8 protein-coding genes are annotated in these 18,253 nt (G+C 67.8%); all 8 read left to right on the plus strand.

Translation table 11 applies throughout. From position 1 onward, the window contains the following. From ACLBWL_RS04060 to ACLBWL_RS04095, 8 genes are read left to right on the plus strand one after another with little or no spacing between them, the layout of a single operon-like run. The gene (locus tag ACLBWL_RS04060) at positions 1 to 2,175 is read left to right on the plus strand and encodes a glycoside hydrolase family 2 protein (protein ID WP_447790449.1); all 2,175 of its coding nucleotides are present in this window, start codon (positions 1 to 3) and stop codon (positions 2,173 to 2,175) included. Continuing rightward, positions 2,172 to 4,460, plus strand: coding sequence for a beta-N-acetylhexosaminidase (locus ACLBWL_RS04065; protein WP_447790451.1), 2,289 nt, complete (start codon positions 2,172 to 2,174; stop codon positions 4,458 to 4,460). The genes ACLBWL_RS04060 and ACLBWL_RS04065 overlap by 4 nt, the downstream gene beginning before the upstream one ends. Beyond that, a complete protein-coding gene (locus ACLBWL_RS04070; RefSeq protein WP_447790453.1) occupies positions 4,460 to 7,069 on the plus strand; it encodes a beta-mannosidase in 2,610 nt (869 codons plus the stop codon). The genes ACLBWL_RS04065 and ACLBWL_RS04070 overlap by 1 nt, the downstream gene beginning before the upstream one ends. Beyond that, the gene (locus ACLBWL_RS04075; RefSeq protein ID WP_447790455.1) at positions 7,066 to 9,759 is read left to right on the plus strand and encodes a beta-mannosidase; all 2,694 of its coding nucleotides are present in this window, start codon (positions 7,066 to 7,068) and stop codon (positions 9,757 to 9,759) included. Before ACLBWL_RS04070 ends, ACLBWL_RS04075 begins: the two co-directional genes overlap by 4 nt. Next, positions 9,756 to 12,314, plus strand: a complete 2,559-nt coding sequence (locus ACLBWL_RS04080; protein ID WP_447790457.1) for a glycoside hydrolase family 3 C-terminal domain-containing protein — start codon at positions 9,756 to 9,758, stop codon at positions 12,312 to 12,314. The genes ACLBWL_RS04075 and ACLBWL_RS04080 overlap by 4 nt, the downstream gene beginning before the upstream one ends. After that, positions 12,311 to 13,744: a glycoside hydrolase family 125 protein gene (locus ACLBWL_RS04085; RefSeq protein ID WP_447790459.1), complete on the plus strand. Its 1,434-nt coding sequence runs from the start codon at positions 12,311 to 12,313 to the stop codon at positions 13,742 to 13,744. The genes ACLBWL_RS04080 and ACLBWL_RS04085 overlap by 4 nt, the downstream gene beginning before the upstream one ends. Beyond that, a complete protein-coding gene (locus ACLBWL_RS04090; protein ID WP_447790461.1) occupies positions 13,741 to 16,053 on the plus strand; it encodes a GH92 family glycosyl hydrolase in 2,313 nt (770 codons plus the stop codon). The genes ACLBWL_RS04085 and ACLBWL_RS04090 overlap by 4 nt, the downstream gene beginning before the upstream one ends. Next, complete coding sequence (locus ACLBWL_RS04095; protein ID WP_447790463.1) at positions 16,050 to 18,044, plus strand: alpha-L-fucosidase; 1,995 nt, start codon at positions 16,050 to 16,052, stop codon at positions 18,042 to 18,044. Before ACLBWL_RS04090 ends, ACLBWL_RS04095 begins: the two co-directional genes overlap by 4 nt. Positions 18,045 to 18,253: the final 209 nt, after the last annotated feature.

Here is an 18,253-nt window from a genome sequence, read left to right on the forward strand (position 1 = left end):
ATGACATCGGAATGGATCAAGGCAGTGCGCAAGCGGATGAGGCATCTCGGTGTCCTGTCCGCGTTTCTCGTTCCGATGGGTCTGGCGACGCCGGCCGCGGCCGAGCGGATCGATCTGGATGCGGGGTGGACGTTCTGGCTGGCGAAGGACGCGCCGGCCGATCCGACGTGGCTGAAGTCCGATCCCGCAAAGGTCGAAAGCGTCAGCGTCCCGCATAGCTGGCCGCTGTCGCGCGGTGCCAATTCCGAAGGCGTCGGCTGGTACGCGCGGACCTTGGTGGTGCCAGAGGCGATTGTCGGCAAGCATCTCGAACTGCATTTCGACGCGGTGTTCTACGCGGCGCGCGTTTGGGTGAACGGGACGCTCGTCGGCACCCATGAGGGCGGGCATACCGCGTTCGATCTCGACGTCTCGAAGGTGTTGAAACCCGGCGCGAACCGAATCGTCGTTGCTGCCGACGATCGACCGGGGTTCGCGACGATTCCGGGCTATGCGATGCGCCTCCAGGCGTCGGAGAACGTCTGGTACGACTGGTGGCATAGCGGCGGGATCACGCGCGACGTGTCGCTGCGGATCGCCGAGGGCGGGCTGATCCGCCGCCAGCGTATCCGCCAGGTCCTGAAGCCCGACAGCGCGACCGTCACGAGTGGCGTCGCGATCGAGAATGTCGATGCCCAGCCACACACATATTCCCTGACGTCCGTCGCGATCGATCCCGATGGTCGCGAGGTCGCGCGTAGCGAAAAGAGCGTGTCGGTGGCCGCGTCGTCCGCCGCGACGCCCGACGCTGCGCTGACGATCACCAAGCCGCAACTGTGGCAGATCGGCGCAGGCAAGCTGTACCGGATCGTCGCCGAACTGCGCGACGAGCAAGGCGTGGTGCTCGACCGGCGCGAGGACACCGTCGGTCTGCGCACGCTCGCGCTCCGCGACCGGAAACTCTACGTCAACGGTGTCGCGGTGCGGCTGACCGGGGTGACGCGGCATGAGGATTCGCCGTGGGAAGGCGCCGCCGAAACGCGCGGCACGATCCTCCACGACATGCGCGATCTGAACGCATTGCACGTCACGCTGACGCGGCCGGTGCATTACCCGCAGCCGAAGAGCGTATTCGACGCCGCCGACCGCGCGGGGATGCTGCTCGTGCCTGAAATCCCGATCTGGCAGATGACCGCGGCGCAACTGGGCGATCCCCGGCTGCTGGTGCGTGCCAAGGCGATGATGGCCGAGATGATCGCCGAAAGCGGCAACCATCCGAGCGTGCTCGCGTGGAGCGTGATGAACGAGAGCGAGGCCGCGACGCCGCAGGGGCTCGCGTTCGTGAAGGCGATGAAGGCGCATATCAACGCAATCGATCCGGGCCGGTTCGTGACGTTCGCGGATTCGAAGATCGCGGAGCGTGCCGTACGCGTACCCGCCCTGGTCGAGGCGGACTTCGTCATGGCCAATGCCTATTTCGGAACCTGGAGCGGGGGCGCGGATAAAGTCGGGCCGTGGCTCGACGCGTTCGACAAGGCGTATCCCGACCGGATGTTGGTGATCTCCGAATTCGGCTGGCCGGGGCCGTTCTCGCACGATTCCGCGAGCGCGGACGTCGCGCGTACCGAAAACCTGAAGGACCAGCTCGCGGCGTTCGCGACGCGGCCCTGGGTCGGTGGCGCGATCTTCTGGAGCTATGCGGACTATCGCTCGAACAAGAACCTCTTCGCCGGCATGGCCGATGGCTATGTCGATCACGGTCTCGTCGATGCAGATCGCCAGCGCCGACCGAGCTATTTCGCGTGGGAAGCCGCCAACCGCGACGTTTCCGCGAAGGTCGATCTGACGATGGCGGGCGAGACGCCGACCGGCTTCATCGCCACCGTCATGGGCGCGGCCAAGGCTGCATTGCCCTCCTATCCGCTGGTCGGCGCGCGGCTGCACTGGCGCGCGATCGGCGGCGATCGCGTCGTGCTCGGCGAGGGCGAACAGGCGCTTCCGGTCATCGCGCCGGGCGGCACCGCGACCGTGTCCGCGGCCTGGACCGGTCGTCTTACGCCCGTCACGGTGACCGTCGATATCCTCACCGCGGAGGGTGCGCGCGCAGGCGGCGTCGTCCGCGACTACGAACCGTTCAAGGCCGGCTCCGCCGTCTATCCACCCGATCCAGCGCAATTGCCGAAGGACCCTAAATGATCCGTTTCCGCCCTCTGGTGCTCGCGCTGCTGATGTCCTCGACCGCGGCGGTGGCCGAAGGGCCGAAGCTGATCCCGATGCCCGCGTCGATCGAGCCTCACGCGGGCACGCTGACGATCGGCGAGGGGGCAGGGATCGTCGCTGGCGACGCGGGCGCGAAGACCGCAGCCAAGCTGCTCGCGCAACAGGTCAAGGTCGTGCGCGGGCTCTCGCTCGCGAGCGACGCCGGCAACGGCCCGATCCGCTTCGTGCGCGACGCGAGCGTGGCGGGTGACGAGGCCTACACGCTGACCGTCGATGCGAAGGGCGTGACGATCGCGGCGAGCGGCGATGCAGGCCTCGTCCACGGCGCGATGACCTTGGCGCAGTTGCTCAGCCCCGATGCGGCGGTCGGCAAGCCCGTGACGCTCGCGGCGATGACGATCCGCGATGCGCCGCGCTTCAAATGGCGCGGGCTGATGATCGATCCGGCGCGGCATTTCGTGCCGATAGCGACGTTGTACGCCATGGTCGATCAGCTCGCCGCACAGAAGATGAACGTGCTGCATCTCCACCTGACCGACGATCAGGGCTGGCGCGTCGAGATCAAGCGCTATCCTGACCTGACCCGGATCGGCGCGTGGCGGACGCCGCCGTCTGCGGGCGGTGCGCCGGGCGAGAAGGTCGGCGGGTTCTACACGCAGGCCGAGCTGAAGGCGCTGGTCGCGTATGCGCAGGAGCGCGCGATCACGATCATGCCGGAGATCGACTTGCCCGGCCATGCGCAGGCGGCGGTGGCGTCGTATCCGGCTGAAGTCGGCGTGCTCGGCGATCGGCCCGCGGTCGGTCACGACTGGGGCGTGAACCCGTGGCTGTTCAGCCCCGAGGATCGCAGCATGACCTTCATCAAGCACGTGCTCGACGAGCTGATGGAGGTGTTCCCGTCGCAGTTCATCCATCTCGGCGGCGACGAGGCGGTCAAGGACCAGTGGGAGCGTTCGCCCGCGGTGCAGGCCAAGATGAAGGCGCTCGGGCTGAAGACCGAGATGCAGATGCAGAGCTGGATGATCGACCAGCTCGGCGAGTATCTCGCCAAGCACGGCCGCCGCCTGATCGGCTGGGACGAGATCCTCGAGGGTGGGCTGCCGCCATCGGCGTCGGTGATGTCGTGGCGCGGCGAGAAGGGGGCTGTCGATGCGGCGAACCAGGGGCATGACGTCGTGCTGAGCCCCGCGCCGATCCTGTATCTCGACAGCCTGCAGAGCAATCGCAGCGACGAGCCGCCGGGCCGCATCGCGAACGGCGATGCGATCGTGCCGCTCGCGCGACTTTATGCGTACGAACCCGAGCCGGCGGGACTGGCGCCCGACAAGGCCAAGCATGTGCTGGGCGCGCAGATCAACGCGTTCAGTGAATATCTGGTGACGCCCGAGCAGCTTCAGCACGCGACCTTCCCGCGGCTGTCGGCGCTCGCCGAGCGGACCTGGTCGCCGAAGTCCGCGCGTAATTTCGACGACTTCGTGGCGCGGCTCGAGCCGCAGATGGGCCGCTATGCCCGCGCTGGTATCGCCGCGGCGGACAGCGCGTTCGCGGTCGACTTCGCGATCCAGGGCACGCGCGGCGATGCGTTGCGTCGCGGCAAGGTCCCGGTGACGTTGGCGACGCAGACGGGCTACGGCACGATCCGCTACACGCTCGACGGCAAGGCGCCGACCGCGCGATCGAAGGCCTATGCCACGCCGTTGTCGGTGAAGCCCGGCGTCACCATCCGTGCCGCCGCCTTCACCAGCGACGGTCGCCCGACCGCGGAACCGCGTCTGTTCGAGACGAGCCGGGTCGCGCTGCTGCGCCGGTCGAGTTCGGAGCTGGTCGCGTGCCCCGATGGCGCGATCGGGCTGCGCGTGCCGCTGACGTCGGAGGCGACGGGGAATACGCCGGTATTCAACGTCAACATCTTCGACACGTGCACGATGTATCCCGCCGCCCCGCTGGATGTGGCGCGGAGCTTCACCGTCGATGTCGCGCGGTTGCCGCGGCATTACGGGCTCGCGCATGACGAGAAGGCGCTGCGGCGGCATTATGCGGTGACGACGTATGGCGAGCTCGTGGTCCGCACCGGCGGGTGCACGGGCACGATCGCGGCGACCTTCCCGCTGCCGAACCCGGCGACGAGCCCGAACCGCATGAGCTTCCGCGGCACATTGCCCGAGGGGAAGGGCGATGCGGATATCTGCCTGTTGTTCACGGCGTCGATGGAGTCGCCGTTCTACGCGGTCGAATCGATGCAGCTGTCGGAGAAGAAGTGATGCGGCGCACAGCTGTTCTGCTGCTCGCCGCGATCGTTGCGACGCCCGCCTGGGCGGCACCGCGAACGAGCGTCGTGCTCGACAAGGGCTGGTCGATGCGGATCGATCCGGCCGATGCCGCTGTGGCGAAGGCGCACCCCAAGGCCGCACGCTGGCTTCGCGCGACCGTGCCGGGCAGCGCGCAGACCGACCTGATGGCCGCGAAGATCGTCCCCGATCCGTACAAGGGCCTGAACGAGGCGAAGATCCAGTGGGTGGGTCTGACCGACTGGCAATATCACAGCGTCGTGCGTGCGACGCCCGAACTGCTCGCGCGCGATCATATCGACTTGGTGTTCGACGGGCTCGACACCTTCGCCGAGGTGCGGCTGAACGGGACCCGGCTGCTCGCCGCGGACAATGCGCACCGGCGCTGGCGCGTGCCGGTCAAGGCGGTGCTCAAGCCTGGCGCGAACGAGCTGCTCGTCACGTTCCGATCGCCGATCCGCACGTTGCAGCCGATGGTGCTGAAGGCGAAGAATCCGCTGCCCGGCGAATATGATTCGATCTACGGCGACGAGCCGATGGGCAAGCAGACCTCGCCCTATATCCGCAAGCCGAAATACCAGTATGGCTGGGACTGGGGTCCCCGGATCGTCACGCAGGGGATCTGGCGTCCGGCGCGGATCGAGGCGTGGGACGACGCGCGGATCGAGGCGTTTCGCGTAACGCAGGAAGGGCTGACCAAGTCCGAAGCGCGGTTGTCCGCCGAACTCGACGTGGTGGCTGGCGAGGAGCGGCCGGTTACTGTGCAGGTCGCGGTCACCGGTCCCGATGGTCGCGTGACGCAGGCGGCGCGGACCGTCACCGTCGCGGCGGGCGCGAGCCATGTCGCGGTGCCGGTGAGCGTTGCCAATCCGCAACGCTGGTTCCCCGCGGGCTACGGTGCGCAACCGCTCTACACCGTCAAGGCTACTCTGACCGACGGTACCGCGACGATCGACACCGCGCAGCGCCGCACTGGCCTGCGCACCGTCGAACTGCGTCGCGACAAGGACGCGCAGGGGCGGGGATTCGCGTTCGTCGTCAACGGCATCCCGGTGTTCGCCAAGGGCGCGAACCTGATCCCGTTCGACATGTTTCCCGCGCGCGTGCCCGAGAGCCAGATCCGGACCGTCATGGCCGGCGCGCGCGACGCCAACATGAACATGATCCGCGTGTGGGGCGGCGGCTATTATCTCGACGACGCGTTCTACGACCTTGCCGACCAGATGGGCTTGATGGTGTGGCAGGACTTCATGTTTGGCGGCGCCGTCACGCCCCCCGATCGCGACTTCCGCGAGACCGTCCGCATCGAGGCGGAGGAACAGGTCGACCGGCTCCAGGCGCATCCCTCGATCGTGCTGTGGTCGGGCAACAACGAAGTGCTCAGCGGCTGGGCGAACTGGTCCGACCGGATCGCCTTCAAGAAGGCGGTCGGCGCGGACGAGCAGGAGCGGATCGGCGTCGGCATGGCAGTGATCTTCGACCGCGTGCTGCGCGATGCCGCCGAACGCCGCGATCCCGATGCGGTTTATTGGCCGGGTTCGCCGAGCAACAATTACGAGGACAAGCCCGACATCGATGGCGATGGCGACCGGCATTACTGGGACGTGTGGGGCGGCAAGAAGCCGGTCGAGGCGTATCTCGACAGCTGCCCGCGGTTCATGTCCGAATACGGCCTGCAGTCGATGCCCGAGATGAAGACGATCCGGACGTTTGAGACCGACGCCGACTTCTCGCCGACCTCGCCAGTGATGAAGGCGCACCAGAAGTTCCTGAAAGGCGAGGGCAACGACCGGCTGCTGTTCTACATCCGCGAGAAATACCGCGAGCCGCGCGACTTCGCCGAGTTCGTGTATCTGAGCCAGGTGATGCAGGCCGAGGGGATCGAACTCGCCGCGCTGCATCACCGCGCGTGCCGGCCGGTGACGATGGGATCGCTGTTCTGGCAGATCAACGACGTCTGGCCGGGCGCGTCATGGGCCAGCATCGATTATTACGGTCGCTGGAAGGCGCTGCAATTCCGCGCGCGGCATTTCTACGCGCCGCTGGCGATCGCCGCCGAGCGCAAGGATGGCGCCACCAAGGTCAGCCTGATTTCCGACGCGACGGTGCCAACCGAGGCGGTGTGGCGGATGCGGACGCTCGACGTCGACGGCAAGGTTCTTGCGACGACCGAGACGCCGGCGACGTTGGCGCCGTTGTCCGCCACGCCGGTCGCGACGTTGCCCGATGCGACGCTGTTCGCGGGCGGCGATCCGGCGCGCACGATCGCGGTGGCGGAGTTGCTCGTCGATGGCCGCGTGACGTCGCGCGTGCTGGTGTCGGCAGCCCCCAAGACGATGACGCTGCCTGATCCAGGACTGGCCGCGACGTGGGCGGGCGATCGGCTGACGCTGTCCGCGACCAGGCTGGCGCGCGCGGTGTGGCTCGACTTCGGCAAGGTCGAGGCGACGCCATCGGACAATGCGTTCGATATACTGCCGGGGGAGAGTGTTACGGTGACTGTAGCATCGAAGGGTTCCGAGGCGGCGCTGAAACGCGCGCTGACGATCCGGACACTGGCCGGGCAAGTCGTTCCCAAGTGATCCGCGTCGGTCGAATCCTGCTGGTCGTGATCGGCCTGGCGATCGCGGCCCCGGCGCTGGCGGAACCCGCGGCGGGGCCCGCGGCCGAGCCTGCGGCGGCGCCGATCACGCGCACGCTGGACACCGGATGGGAGGTTCGCCTCGCACCGGGCGATGCCAACGCGGCCGCGCACAAGGCGGCGACGCGCTGGCTGCCCGCGCGCGTGCCGGGATCGGTGCAGACCGACCTGCTCGCCGCGCACCTGCTCGCCGATCCGTGGGTCGGCGAGGGCGAGCGTGCCGCGCAATGGGTCGGGCTGTCCGACTGGCAGTATCGCACCGTCTTCACGCTGGATGCGGCGACGCTGGCGCGCGCGAATGTCGATCTCGCGTTCGACGGGCTCGACACGTTCGCGACCGTCCGCGTCAACGGGACGGCCGTGCTCCGCGCCGACAACATGTTCCGCAACTGGCGGGTCGCGGCCAAGGCGCTGCTGAAGCCGGGTCGCAACGTCATCGAGATCGATTTCGAATCGCCGATCCGCAAGCTCCTGCCGCGCGCGCTGGCCGAGAAGGTGCCGTTGCCGGGGGCCTATGACAGCGCGTTCGGCGACGAGCCCAAGGGGCGCCAGACCGCCAATTACGTGCGCAAGGCGGCCTATCATTATGGCTGGGACTTCGCGCCGCGGATCGTCACGATCGGCGTCGGCAAGCCGGTCCGGATCGAGGCATATGACGGTCTGCGCCTGAGCGACTTCCATGTCGCGCAGGTGCATCTCGACGACAGCGTCGCGGTGCTCGATGCGGCCGTGGAGATCGACGCTGCGACACCGCGCACGGTCGATGTGCGCGTGGATATCGCCGGCCCCGATGGCAGCACGCAGCATCTCGACCGTCGCGTGACTTTGTTTGCGGGGCTGAACCCGGTCGTGCTGCCGGTCCGGATCGAACGTCCGCGACGCTGGTGGCCGGTCGGATACGGCAAGCCCGATCTGTACGCGGTCACCGCGACCGTCACCGAAGCGGGGCGTGTGCTCGGCACCGCGACGCACGATATCGGCCTGCGTACCGTCGAACTGCGCCGCGAGCCGGATCGCTGGGGGCGCGGCATGGCGTTCGTGATCAACGGCGTGCCGATCTTCGCCAAGGGCGCGAATCTCGAGCCTGCCGACAGCATCGCGTCGCGCGTCCCCGCGGCGCGCACCGATGCGGTGCTGGAGGCGGCGGTCGCAGCGAACATGAACATGCTGCGGATCTGGGGCGGGGGCTATTATCCCGACGATGCGGTGTTCGCCAAGGCCGACCGGCTGGGGCTGATGCTGTGGCAGGATTTCATGTTCGGCAACGCGCTGCCCGCCAACGACGCCGCGCTGCGCGAGAGCACGCGGCTGGAGGCGATCGACCAGGTCCGGCGGCTGCGCGATCACCCCTCGCTGGTGATCTGGAACGGCAATAACGAAGTCCAGACCGGGTGGGATAACTGGAGCGACCGCAAGGCGTTCGCGCGCGCGCTCGGGCCGGACGGGCAGGAGGCGTTCGGCGCGCACCTCCGCCGATTGTTCGACAAGGATCTGCGCGCGGTCGTCAACACGCTGTCGCCGACCACGCCTTATTGGGGCGGTTCGCCGACCACCGATTATGACGGCATCTCCGAAGTGAAGACCGATGGCGACGTGCATTACTGGGATGTCTGGGCACGCGCGCCGCTCGAGGAGTACCTGACCACCGAAAACCGCTTCATGTCCGAATTCGGGCTGCAGTCGATGCCCGGCTTGCGCACCACGCGCGAGATGCTGGGCGCGCGTCGCCCGGAGGACATGCCGGTCCAGATCGTCGGCAGCGCGTATGACAGCGGCAAGGGCAATGGCCGCATCCTCGGCTATATCCGCGCCGATTACGGCGAGCCGAAATCGTTCGTCGACTATATCTATCTGTCGCAACTGCTCCAGGCGGAAGGGCTGGAGATGGCGGTGATCCACCAGCGCGCATCGCGTCCGCAGAACATGGGCACGCTGTACTGGACGCTCAACGACAGCTGGCCGGGACTGATCAATTCGATCTGGGCGGGGCAGGCCTGGGGCAGCATCGACTTCCACAATCGCTGGAAGGCGAGCCATTACCGCGCCCGGCGTTTCTATGCGCCGGTCACGATGGGCGCGCAGCACATCAAGGGCACTACCGTCGTCACGCTGATCTCCGACAAGCGCGAGGCGTTCCCCGCGCGCTGGCGGCTGCGGGTGATCGACCGCGACGGCACGCAGCTGTCGGAACGCGGTGGGACGGTCGACGCGGCGCCGCTCTCGGCGATGCCGCTGGGCAAGTTCGCCGATGCCGACCTGCTCGGCAAGGCGGATCCGTCGCGGACCTTCGCGGTGGCGGACGTGACCGTGGATGGCACGGTCGTCGCGCGGCAGTTCGTCTATTTCGCCAAGGCGAAAGACGTCGCGCTGGCCGATCCCGCGTTGAAGGCGACCATCGTCGCAAGCCCTGGCGGCTATACGCTGACCGTATCGGCCAGATCACTTGCCCGCGGAGTGTGGATCGACTTCGGCGATTGCGACGCGACGCTGTCCGACAATGCCTTCGACCTCGCCGCCGGCGACACCGTAACGATCTCGGTCCGCTCCGATGCATCGCTCGCGACGCTCCAACATGCCCTCTCGGTCCGCAGCCTGTTCGGCGCGACCGTCCCGACCAAGGCTACATCATGATCCGCACCGCGCTGTTCGCTTCCCCGCTCGCCGCCCTGCTCGCCACGTCCGCGCTTGCGCAGACGGTCGATCCGGCGGTCCGCAGCATGACGCTCGACGAGAAGGCGGCGCAGTTGCAGAGCGTCGCGCCGGCGATCCCGCGGTTGAATTTGCCCGCGTATGATTACTGGAACGAGGGGCTGCACGGGCTTGCGCGTAACGGCGTGGCGACGGTGTTTCCGCAGGCGATCGGGCTGGCCGCAACATGGGATGAGGCGCTGCTCAGGCGCGTCGGCGACGTGGTTTCCACCGAGGCACGCGCGAAGTCGAACGCGCTGCCAGCGGGCGATCGGACGCGCTATCAGGGGCTGACGATCTGGTCGCCCAACATCAACATCTTCCGCGATCCGCGTTGGGGGCGTGGGCAGGAGACGTATGGCGAGGACCCGTATCTGACGGGGCGGCTCGGCGTCGCGTTCATCGGCGGGTTGCAGGGCCCCGACCTCGCGCATCCGAAGGTGATCGCGACGCCCAAGCATCTCGCCGCGCATAGCGGGCCCGAGGCGGGACGCGACGGGTTCGACGTCGATATCTCGCCGCACGACCGCGAGGCGACGTTCCTGCCTGCGTTCCGGATGGCGCTGACCGAGGGCAAGGCGCTGTCGACGATGTGCGCGTACAACGCGATCCACGGCGTGCCGGTGTGTGCGTCGGAGCCGTTGCTGACCGAGACCGTGCGCAAGCAATGGGGCTTCAAGGGGCTGATCGTGTCCGACTGCGATGCGGTCGGGAATATCTCGAACTACCATTATTATCGGCCCGATACTGCGAGCGGGTCGGCGGCGGCGATTGCCGCAGGCATGGATTTCAATTGCGGGCGTACGTACGCGGCGCTCGGCGATGCGGTGCGGCGGGGGCTCGTGCCCGAGGCGACGCTCGATGCGAGCCTGACGCGGACGTTCGCGGTGCGGCGGATGCTCGGCGGGGCGTTCGGGACGACCAGCCCGTGGGACAGGATCAAGCCGACCGAGTTCGACACGCCTGCGCACCGTGCGCTGGCGCTGGAGGCGGCGCGGAAGGCGATGGTGCTGGTCCAGAACAACGGCGTGCTGCCGCTGAAACCGTCGGCGAAGATCGCGGTGATCGGGCCGAATGCGGACAGCGTCGATGTGCTGGAGGCGAACTATCACGGCACCGCCGCGGCGCCGATCACGCCGTTGGCGGCGCTGCGCACATCGTTCGGGGGCGTGCGGTACGCGCAAGGGTCGAGCATCGCCGAGGGCGTGCCCGTGCCGGTACCCGATACCGCGCTGTCCTTGCGTGGCGAGTATTTCCGGGCGACTGATTTCACCGGGACGCCGGTGGTGCGCGCCGACCGGCTGATCGACTTCGACTGGGATCGCACCGCGCCTGCACCCGGGATCGATCCGGCCGCGTTCTCGGTGCGCTGGACCGGCACAGTCACCGCGCCCGCCGCGGGCGAGTATGTGTTCCGGCTCGACGTGCCGCGCTGTTTCGACTGCAAGGGGCATGATCCCTCGCGGTTGTGGATCGACGGCAAGCCGGTCGCTGACGACGATGGCAGCGGGAAGAACGTCGAGGCGGCGGTGACGCTGGCGGCGGGCCCCCATGCGATCCGCGTCGAGCTTGCGCATAGCGGCGAGGATCAGGGGCTGCGGCTGACCTGGACCGCGCCGGCCGACGCGCAGGTCGCGGAGGCGGTTGCGGCCGCCAAGGATGCCGATGCGATCGTCGCGTTCGTCGGGCTGTCGCCCGCGGTCGAGGGCGAGGCGTTGCAGATCGAGGTGGCCGGGTTCTCGGGCGGCGATCGGACCGATATCGGGCTTCCCGCCGCGCAGGTGCGGTTGCTCGAAGCGGCCAAGGCGACCGGCAAGCCGCTGGTCGTCGTGCTGGTGACCGGCAGCGCGGTCGCGATGACCTGGGCGAAGGCGCATGCCGATGCGATCCTGGTCGGCTGGTATCCGGGGCAGGCTGGCGGGCAGGCGATCGCCGACACGCTGGTTGGCAGGAGCAATCCGGGCGGGCGACTGCCGGTGACGTTCTACGCGAAGACGAGCGATCTGCCGGCGTTCATCGATTACAACATGCGCGAGCGGACCTATCGCTACTTCACCGGCACGCCGCTCTGGGGGTTCGGGCACGGGCTAAGCTATACGCAGTTCGCCTATGCCGCGCCCAAGCTCGCGCGCGCCACAATTACGGCGGGGGGAAGCTTCACCGTCGAGGTGCCGGTGCGCAATGTCGGCAAGGTTGCTGGCGACGAGGTGGTGCAGGCGTATCTCGTGCCGCCCGAGCCGGCTGTGAAGCCGCGCTTCAACGATCCCATCCTCCAACGCCAGCTCGTCGGGTTCAGGCGCCAGACAGTGAAGCCGGGGCAGACGGCACGCGTGGCCTTTACGATCGATCCTCGCGGCATGAGCAGCGTCGATGCGGCGGGAACGCGCCGTGTCGTACCGGGCGAATACCGGCTGCATATCGGTGGCGGCCAGCCGGGCGACGGGCCGGGTGTCGATACCGTCTTTACCGTGACGGGAACGCAGGATTTGCCGAAATGATCGACCGCCGTTCGCTGATTGCCGGTGCTGCGGCACTCGGGTTCGCGGGACCGCTGCGGGCGGCCGCACCGTCGTTCGTCAGCAAGCGCCCGAAGCTTGGCGATCGTCGCTACACCAGCCGCGCGGTCGAGGCGGAGATCGCGCGCGTGTCGGCGAAGATCGCCGATCCCGAACTCGCCTGGATGTTCGGGAATTGCTATCCGAACACGCTCGACACGACGGTGTTCATGGGCCCGGTGGACGGCAAGCCCGATGCGTTCGTGATCACCGGCGACATCGACTGCATGTGGCTGCGCGACAGCTCGGCGCAGGTCCATCCGTACCTCCCGCTGGCGAAGCGCGATCCGGCGTTGCGCACCCTGTTCCGCGGGCTGATCGCGCGGCAGGCGCGGTGCATCCTGATCGACCCCTATGCCAATGCGTTCATGCACGACCCGTCCGCGAAGACCAATCTGAGCTGGTCGCTCAACGACGATACGGTGATGAAGCCGGGCGTCGGCGAGCGGAAATGGGAGATCGATTCGCTCTGCTACCCGATGTGGATCGCGCACGCCTATTGGCAGGCGACGGGCGACGTCGCGCCGTTCGACGCGCTGTGGGCGGACGGCGCGCGTGCGTCGATCCGGACGTTCCGCGAGCAGCAGCGCAAGGACGGGCCGGGGCCGTATCGCTTCCGCCGGTCGTCGCCGATCGTCGGGGAGAGCATGCCGCTCGACGGCTATGGTCCGCCGTCGCAACCGGTCGGGCTGATCCATTGCGGGTTCCGGCCTTCGGACGATGCGTGCGTGCTCCCGTTCCTGATCCCGTCGAACATCTTCGCGGTCCGCGCGCTGCGCCAGTTGGCGGAACTCGCGACGCGCGCCCGGCCCGACGCGGCGCTGGCGGCGGATGCGTCTGCGCTGGCGGACGAGGTCGAGGCGGCGCTGCGGTTGCACGGGCTGACCAAGGGTCCCGACGGCCAGCCGGTCTGGGCATACGAGGTCGATGGTTACGGCAACGCGATCTTCATGGACGACGCCAACGTGCCTAGCCTGTCGGGGCTGGCGTACCTCGGCGCGGTGAAGGCCGACGATCCGCTGTGGCGGCGCACCGCGGCGCGCGCGTGGAGCAAGGACAACGCGTATTTCTTCACCGGCAAGGCGGCGGAGGGGATCGGGAGTCCGCATACGGGCTTGCGCGAGATCTGGCCGATGTCGATCGTGATGCACGCGCTGAACGCGCTCGAGATCGGCGACGACGCGACCGTCGCGCGGTCGCTGGCGGCGCTGAAGGCGACGCATGGCGGTACCGGGTTCATGCATGAATCCTTCAACCAGGACGACGGCGCGAAATTCACCCGCGCCTGGTTCGCCTGGGCCAACGGGCTGTTCGGCGAGCTGATCGTCGACGTCGCCGCCAAAAATCCCGCCCTTCTCGGAGTCCGCGCATGACCATCTCCCGCCGTATGCTCCTAGCCGGGAGCGGTGCGCTCGCACTGACCGCCCGCGCGACGTTTGCCGCCACGCCGCGCTCGACCACCGCGCCTGACCTGTTCGTTGGCACGGGCGGCCACGGCCACACCTATCCGGGTGCGACGTTGCCGTTCGGGATGGTGCAGCTCAGCCCCGATACCGATGTCGAGCGCTGGGATGCGTGCTCGGGGTATCACCGCACCGATACGTCCATCATGGGGTTCAGCCACACGCACCTTTCGGGCACTGGGATCGGCGACATGCTCGACGTGCTGGTGGTGCCGAACCGGGGGCCGGTGCAGCTGACGCCGGGTACGCTCGCCGATCCCGATGCGGGGTATCGCCAGCGCTTTTCCGCCGAGCATGCCGAGCCCGGCTATTACCGCGTAACGCTCGAATCGGGCGTGCGCGCGGAACTGACCGCGACCGAGCGGACCGGCATCCAGCGGCATGTCTTCCCGGCGGGCGCGGGGCATATCCTCGTCAACCTGTCGCACCTGATCCTCGACAAGTCCGATCAGGGCGTGCTGATCGACGACGCATCGCTCAATGTCGACGAGACCGGCATGCTCACCGGCAGCCGGCGCGTGTTCCGCTGGGCGAAGGGGCGGCGGATCCACTTCGCGATGCAGCTTTCGCGGAAACCTGACCGGATCGTGTTCTACGGCGATGGCGACGCTCTGCAGCCAGCGGGCGCGAAGGGCGTCGCGGGGAAGCGCGTCAAGGCGGTGCTGCACTATGACGACGCGGGTGCTGCGCCGATCGTGATCCGTACCGGTATCTCCGCGATCGACGTCGCGGGTGCGCGCGCGAACCTCGCCGCCGAGGCGCGGCATTGGGATTTCGACCGCTACCGTGCCGATGCGACCAAGCGCTGGGCGCCCGCGCTCGAGGCCGTCCGCGTCGAGGGTGGCACGCCCGCCCAGCGCACGATCATGGCGAGCGCGCTGTACCACGCACAGCTCGCGCCGACGCTCTTTTCCGATGTCGACGGGCGCTATGTCGGGCTCGACCGGCAGGTGCACAGGGTGACGGGCAAGGACCGCGCGTATAGTTCCTATTCGATGTGGGACACGTATCGTGCGCTGCATCCGCTGCTCACGCTGATCGAGCCGGAGCGCACCGCGGAGTTGGTCGGCGATCTGATCCGGCAGACTCAGCAGAGCCCGTACGGCCCGCCGGTCTGGCCGCTTCAGGGCGTCGAGACGGGCTGCATGATCGGCTGGCATTCGGTGTCGGTGATGGCCGAGGCGCGCGCGAAGGGCGTGCCCGCGAACTACGCCGCGGCGTGGCCGAACGTGCGGCGCCGCTCGTTCGATTTCGCGATGCCGAACCTCGACAACAGCCTCGGTATCAAGCCGTACGACACGATGGGCTACATCCCCGCCGACACGGTGTTCGAGTCTGTCTCGCGCACGCTCGAATATGCGTATGACGATTACGCGTCTGCGCATCTGGCCGATGCGGCGGGCGCGAGTGCGGATGCCGCGCGGTTGCGCAAGCGGAGCGGCAATTGGCGCAACGTGTTCGATGCGTCGATCGGGTTCGCGCGGCCGAAGCTCGCGGACGGGACATGGACCACGCCGTACGACCCGATCGCGCTCGGCCATTCGAGCAAGTGGCGCGATTATACCGAGAGCAATGGCTGGCAGGCGACGTTCCTGAACCAGCACGACGTCTATGGACTGATCGCGGCAATGGGCGGCGATGCGAAGTTCGAGGCCAAGCTCGACGGGCTGTTCAACGCGCCGTCGATCCTGCCGAAGGATGCGCCGCCCGACATCTCCGGGCTGGTCGGCCAGTATGCGCACGGCAACGAGCCGAGCCATCATGTCGCGTATATGTACGCGTATTGTGGTGCTGCGTGGAAGACGCAGGCGATGGTCCGCCGGCTGCTGACCGAGATGTACAAGGACGATCCAGACGGCATCATCGGCAACGACGATTGCGGGCAGATGAGCGCGTGGTTCGTGCTGAGCGCGCTCGGGCTGTATCCGGTCGATCCGGTGAGCGCGAATTATGTGCTCGGCTCGCCGCTGTTCGACCGGGCCGAGATGCGCGTCGGCAACGGCAGGACTCTGGTCGTCGAGGCGCGCGGCAATGCGCCCGACCGGCCGTATGTCCAGTCGGTGACGTGGAACGGCAAGCCTTGGACGAAGAGCTGGATCGCGCATGCCGATATCGTTCGCGGCGGGCGGCTCGTGTTCGAGATGGGCGACACGCCCAACCGCAATTTTGGCCGCGCGCCTGCCGATCGGCCGCCAGCAACCACCGGAGTTTCGCGATGACGTTAGACTTGAACCGCCGCGCGTTGATCGCCGGCACGCTCGCTACCGCTGCTGCTGGCCGGGCCAGTGCGGCGGCCCCGGTCGGTGCGCCCGCCCCGTGGGGTGCGACGCCGAGCGTCCGCCAGCTCGCCTGGCACAAGCGCGAGCGCTACGGCTTCGTCCACTTCACGCTGAACACCTGGACCGACAAGGAATGGGGCTATGGCGACGAAGATCCCAAGCTCTTCAACCCGACTGCGTTCGACCCCGACCAGATCGTCGCGGCGGCGAAAAGCGCGGGGCTGACCGGGCTCGTCCTGACCGCCAAGCACCATGACGGCTTTTGCCTCTGGCCCACAAAACTGACCGAGCATTGCATCCGCAACAGCCCGTACAAGGGCGGCAAGGGCGATATCGTCCGCGAACTGGGCGATGCGTGCCGGCGTGGCGGGATCTCCTACGGACTGTATCTGTCGCCCTGGGATCGCAACCGCGCCGACTATGGGAAGCCGTCGTACGTCGAGTATTTCCGCGCGCAGCTGACCGATCTCTGCACCAATTACGGCGAGCTGTTCGAAGTCTGGTTCGACGGCGCGAACGGCGGTGACGGCTATTATGGCGGCGCACGCGAGGCGCGGAAGATCGATGCGCCGAAATATTACAACTGGCCGTCGATCATCGCGCTGGTCCACGAATTGCAGCCGATGGCGTGCACCTTCGATCCGCTCGGCGCGGATATCCGCTGGGTGGGGAACGAGGACGGTCACGCGGGCGATCCGTGCTGGCCGACGATGCCGAACCATCCCTATGTCCAGTCCGAGGGCAATTCGGGCGTGCGCGGCGCGCCACTCTGGTGGCCGGCGGAGACCAACACGTCGATCCGTCCCGGCTGGTTCTATCATGCCGACGAGGATCTCCAGGTGAAGTCGCCGCAGCGACTGATGCAGTTCCACGACGAGTCGGTCGGGCGCGGCACCAACATGATGCTCAACCTGCCACCCGATCGCCGCGGGCTGATCGCGGAGCCCGATCTCGCGTCGCTGAAGTCGTTCGGCGACGCGTTGCGCGCGAGCTTCAAGACCGATCTCGCCAAGGGCGCGGTGGCGACGGCCTCGTCGGTGCGCGGGCGCCAGTTTGCGGCGGCAAACGTGCTCGACGGCAATCGCGAAACCTATTGGAGCACGCCCGATGCGGTGAAGACGCCGTCGCTGGTGCTCGACCTGCCGCCGGGGCGCCGGTTCGACCTGATCCGGATTCGCGAGGCGCTCGATCTCGGTGTCCGCGTAACGAAGTTCGCGATCGATGTGGCCGATGCCAAGGGCGCATGGCGCGAGGTGGCGGTGCACGAGTGCATCGGTGCGCAGCGGATCATCCGCCTGCCCGAGCCGGTGACCGCGCGGCGCGTGCGGCTGCGGATCGTCGAGGCGCCGGCGTGCCCGGCGATCACCGAGCTGTCGCTGTTCCTGAGTGTTCCGCCGGTCGCCATCGTGGCCTCGCAGGCGACGGGCAACAAGATCATCTCGAAGACCGGGTGGACGATCGTCAGCGCGATCCAGCACACTATGGCGATGAAGGCGGGCAAGCCGGATTTCGCGGCCGAGACGTCGCTGGCAGGTGTGGTGAAGCCCGGATTGTCCGGGGCGGAGGCGGTGCTCGACGACGATCTCGCGACCGTCTGGACGACGCCCGCGCCGACCCCGACGAGCATCGTGATGCTGATGATCGACATGGGCAAGGCGGAGCAGGTCGCCGGGTTCAGCCTGACGCCGACCCGGCAGGCGCTGCCCGACGCAGGACCGCCGGGGCGCTACCGCGTCGAGACGAGCGAAGACGGCAGGACCTGGACGCCGGCGGACGAGGGCGAGTTCGGCAACATCGCCTACGCCCGGGCGACGCAGCGCATCACCTTCGCGAAGGCTCGGCAGGCGCGGTACCTGATGCTCGGCTTCACGACGGTCGCGACCGCTCAGCCGAAAATGGCGATCGCGGGAATCGGTGCCTTCCGGCCGTAAGACGGGCGTCGAAAGGACGCGCCACCCCGGCGAAGGCCGGGGCCCAATTGGGGAACGCAGGTAACGACAGGCTGTCCTTCGTTATGCTGACCTTGCCAATTGGGCCCCGGCCTTCGCCGGGGTAGGAATGTTCGATCGAGCGACATCCTTCGCCGTCACCCCGGACCTGTTCCGGGGCCACCGTTCCGCGACCTCGACAGACTTGACCC

This window comes from Sphingomonas sp. M1A8_2b, assembly GCF_053345535.1.

Excerpts from the sequence above, each read along its gene's own strand:
- ACLBWL_RS04065 (WP_447790451.1), top strand. The coding sequence starts at position 2,172 with ATGATCCGTTTCCGCCCTCTGGTGCTCGCGCTGCTGATGTCCTCGACC.
- ACLBWL_RS04095 (WP_447790463.1), top strand. The coding sequence starts at position 16,050 with ATGACGTTAGACTTGAACCGCCGCGCGTTGATCGCCGGCACGCTCGCT.
- ACLBWL_RS04070 (WP_447790453.1), top strand. The coding sequence starts at position 4,460 with ATGCGGCGCACAGCTGTTCTGCTGCTCGCCGCGATCGTTGCGACGCCC.
- ACLBWL_RS04060 (WP_447790449.1), top strand. The coding sequence starts at position 1 with ATGACATCGGAATGGATCAAGGCAGTGCGCAAGCGGATGAGGCATCTC.
- ACLBWL_RS04090 (WP_447790461.1), top strand. The coding sequence starts at position 13,741 with ATGACCATCTCCCGCCGTATGCTCCTAGCCGGGAGCGGTGCGCTCGCA.
- ACLBWL_RS04080 (WP_447790457.1), top strand. The coding sequence starts at position 9,756 with ATGATCCGCACCGCGCTGTTCGCTTCCCCGCTCGCCGCCCTGCTCGCC.
- ACLBWL_RS04085 (WP_447790459.1), top strand. The coding sequence starts at position 12,311 with ATGATCGACCGCCGTTCGCTGATTGCCGGTGCTGCGGCACTCGGGTTC.